This window comes from Pyxidicoccus xibeiensis (genome assembly GCF_024198175.1).
Taxonomy (GTDB): Bacteria; Myxococcota; Myxococcia; order Myxococcales; family Myxococcaceae; genus Myxococcus; species Myxococcus xibeiensis.
Genome location: NZ_JAJVKV010000041.1, coordinates 1 through 4,188, shown reverse-complemented (window position 1 = coordinate 4,188; position 4,188 = coordinate 1). Strand labels below are relative to the sequence as shown.

The following is a 4,188-nucleotide window of genomic DNA, read 5'->3' as shown; positions in this document are numbered from 1 at the left end:
TGCAGACGGCGGTGCGGCGTGCCAGCTCCTGGGCCAGCTCCAAATCCGCCTCGTCGTAGTAGCGCCTGGGGACTTCGCAGACGAGGGTGATGACGCCCAGCGTCTTGCCGCGTGCGATGAGCGGCACATGCATGGCGGTCTTCGTACCCAGCGACCGCATCAGCTCCACATACTCCGGACCATGGCTGTGCTCGGCGAGAACGGCGGGGCTGACTTCCCTGCGCAGCACGGGCTGGCCCGTCCTCAAGGCGCGGATGATGCCGGGCGGTGAGTTCCAGTCGACCGGGTACTTCTCCTGAATCCTCCGGAGGCGGGCTTCCTTCTCCGGGTCCGCATGGGTGATGGGAAGCATGCGGATGCGGTCTTCTTCCTCGAAGAGGGTGAACATGCACCAGTCGGCGAGGAAGGGGACCACCAGACGGGCAGTGCGGCTGAGGATGAGCTCCACGTCGAGCGACTCGGCCAGCACCAGGCCGGAGTCGGCGAGGAAGCGCACGGCGGCCTCGGCGCGGCGGCGCTCCTGGACTTCCACCTTGAGCTGCTCGAAGAGCTGGCTGTTCTCCAGGGAGATGGCCAGCTGGGAGGAGAGGGCGCGCAGCACACCGACGCGCTCGGGAGTGAAGGCGCGGGTGGCCAGCTCGTTCTCCAGGTAGAGCACGCCGACGGTGCGGGCCTGACGCTGGATGGGGACGGCGAGGGCGGACTTGATGGAGCGGCGCACCACGCAGGGGTCGGCGACGAAGCGGCCCTGGTGGGCGGCGTCGGCCAGCACGAGCGTCTCGCCCGTCGCACTGGCGTGCTCCACGACCGAGCCGGGAACGGTGCTCGCGGAGGTCAGCGGGGTGTGCTCCAGGCTGACGGGCTCGGAGACGGCGCCCTCGGCGCGCACCACGAGGGTGCCCGCCTCGTTGAGCACCAGCGCGCCGCGCGTGGCACCGGCGGCCTCCAGACAGACGGCCATCAGCTTCTCCATCAGCCGGTCCAGCACCACCTCGCCCACCAGCGTCTCCGACGCCTTGAGCAGGCTGAGCAGGTCCAGAGACGCATCCGGCACACTGGACGGCATGCCCGTGGAGGCAGGCTCGCTCCAGGTCCTGCCGCCAGCGGACTTGAGGTCGGGAAACTCCTCCTCCAGCAGGGACACCTTGGCCCACGCGCCCCAGCGCGCATACGTCTCCAGCGCGGAGCGCAGGTGCAGGGCGGCGAAGCGCTTGCGGCCCAGCGAGTGGTAGAAGCGCCCGGCCAGCTCGTGCGCCAGGGCCTCGTCCTGGAGGAAGCCCTCTGCGTGAGCGCCCTCGATGGCGCTGTCATAGAGGGTCATGGCGTCCAGGGGGCGCGCCTCGAGGCGGGCGACCTCCGCGGCGACGAGCTGGTGCTTGTGGCGGAAGTTCTCCGGACAGCTCTCCGCCCACGCGGCGAGCTGCTGCTGGTTGGCGGCGATGCGGGCCATGGCGTCGGCCCGCTCCTCGGAAGTCGTGCCTCCACGTGCCGCCAGCGTCAGCGAGGTCGCGAAGTTGAAGTCGACCACGCGGTAGGAGCCCTGGGTGAAGGGCGCGAAGGGCTCGGTCTGCCGGGACATCCTCAACGCTTCGTCGAAGTCGCCCAGCAGGTACGCGACCAGGACGCGCAGCATCCCGTGGGTGAAGCGGTAGAGGGGGGCCAGCCGTCCCGAGTCGACGACGGCCTTCTCGTCGAAGTCGTCGTCGTCGAAGCGTGCATGCTGGTGGGTGCGGCCCTGGAGGGCGCGGATGGCCTGCCGGAAGAAGACCACCGAGTCCCGCAGGGACGGCACGCCGGACTTGCGGGAGAAGGCAAGGCAGGAGTCGAGGGTGCCGAGCACGCGGGCCAGCTCGGCCCCCATCGAGAACTCGGTGCTCATGAGGATGGACAGCGTGAAGCCCCCGAACTGCAGGTCTCCTCCGGCGATTCCCGCCGCCATGCCCCGGCGGGCCAGCAGCAGGCTGGTGCGCAGCGGAGCCCGCCAGTGGTTGAGCTGGAGCAGGGAGATGATGGCCCTGCACTCCTGGCGCGGGTCTGCCTGCCGCCGCGCCAGCTCCGCCGCCATGGTGGCGAAGGCATGGCCGGTGGTGACGTCCCCACCGCGCACGGACACCATCATCGCGTGACACGAGTACACCACGGGCGCCCAGGGCGAGTTGCCGTGCTTCAGCGTGAGGTTGAGGGCGCGCGTGTTGATGAGCGCGAAGAGGACCGGGTCGATGAAGAAGGCCGCGTTGTCCAGCTCGGACAGCAGCCGCACGCAGGCGAGCTGCTCGGGGTCCTCCATCCTGGGCGCCGTCAGCAGCTCCGCCGGCGTGCGGCCCCGCAGGTTCACCGGCACCTCGGCCAGCTCGGCCGCGAGCGCCGGGGCGAAGTCCTGCTCCGGCAGCTCCATCCGCAGCAGCCGCATCCCCTCGCGCCCCCACTGGAGCCCCTCCAGGTGGCTTCCCTTCAAGGTGTGGGCGAGGACCTGCAGGCAGTACAGGCCCACCTTCTCCAGGTGCGAGGGCGCGTGCTCCAGGGCGGTCCGCACCAGCTCCCCGGCCAGCCCGGGGTCTCCCGAGAAGTAGGCGCACTCCGCCGCTTCCTGGTGCAGGCGGAACACCTGCTCGCGGCGCTCGGGCCACTGCGCGCGGGGTACGAGCGCGACGCCGCGCAGCAGGTACACCAGCGCCGCGCCGAAGGCCGACGCCGCCTTGGCCTTGAGGCCCGCGCGCAGGTGGAGCTCCGCCAGCTCCAGGCCCTCCACCTCGCCTCCCGGCTGGGGCAGGCCCAGGTGCAGGTGGTCCACCACCGCGAAGAGGCGCTCCTCGACTTCCGCCGCGGTAGCGCCCTGGAGCAGCCGGCGCGCCGCCTCGTAGTGGAGGTCTCGTCGCTCGTCCTCGGTGAGCAGCGAGTACGCGGCCTGCCGGACGCGGTCGTGCGCGAAGCGGTAGATGGCGTCCTGTCCCGAGGGCGTGCCATTGCCGCGAGGCGCGCGCGCGCCGTCCTGCTCCGGCAGGAGCAGCCCCTCGCGCAGCAGGCTCCACACCGCCGGGGCCGCGCCCCCCTCGGCTTCTCCTCCCACCAGCGCGGACAGCAGCCCCAGCTCCACGCGGTCTCCCAGGCACGCGGCGACCTTCAGCGCGTACTGGGCCCGTTCGGGAAGGCGGCGGATGGTGGCCATCATCAGCTCCACCACGTTCTCCGTCACCTCCACCTTCTCCAGGCGGGCCAGCTCCCAGCGCCACGTGCCGCTGTCGAGGTCGAAGACGAGCAGGCCGGACTGGTGCAGGAGCCGGAGGAAGCGGGTGATGAAGAGGGGGTTGCCCGCCGTCTTGCGCAGCACGAGCTCGGCCAGCGGGCGCGCGCGCTCGGGCCCACCGCGGAAGGTGTCCTCGCAGAGCGCGGTGATGGCGGGCAGCTCCAGCGCGGCCAGCTCCAGCGTCTCCAGGGGCATGGCCCGTGCCTCGCGAAGCACCTCCAGCAGCAGCGTGAGCGGATGGCCCGGGCCGACCTTCCGGGGCCGGTACGCGCCCACCAGCAGGACGTGGTGCGAGTCCGGGTCCATGGCCAGCGCCTTCAACAGCTGGAGCGAGCCCGGGTCGGCCCACTGCAGGTCGTCCAGGAAGAGCACCAGCGGGTGCTCGGCGGACGCGAGCGCCTGGACGAAGGCCTGGAAGACGAAGTGGAGGCGTCCCGATGTGCCCACCGGCTCCAGCCGGAGGGGCGCCGGCTGCGGGCCCAGCAGCTCCTCCAGCTCCGGCACGATGTCGCCGATGACGCGGCTGTTGGGCCCCAGCGCCTTCAGCAGCCGGCGCCGCCAGGCGTCGCGGACCTCGGGAGGTTGCGCCCGCAGCCCGGGGATGAGGTCGCGGAAGGCTTCCTTGAAGGCGGCGTAGGGCACGTTGCCCTGGAGCTGGTTGAACTTCCCGCCGAGGAAGAGCTCTCCGGGCGCGGCGCGGCGGCGCAGCTGCTGGACGAGGGCGGACTTGCCGATGCCCGCCTCACCCACCAGCAGCACGCCCTCGCTGGCGCCCCTGCGCACCCGCTCCAGGGCCTCGCGCAGCCGCAGCAGCTCACGCTCCCGCCCGTAGAGCTTGTCCGGAAACGACAGCTGCCGCGCCAGGTCCACCCGCCCCAGCTCGAACGAGCCCATGGCCCCGGACGCCTGCCGGCGCCGCGCTTCCAAGAGGTCCGCCAGCAGCG

The 4,188-nt window shown here is 71.8% G+C and carries 1 protein-coding gene; it reads right to left on the bottom strand.

What is annotated here, in order from left to right; genetic code table 11:
• On the bottom strand, positions 1 to 4,188 hold a 4,188-nt coding region (locus LXT23_RS49420; RefSeq protein ID WP_253987546.1), incomplete at both ends, for an AAA family ATPase.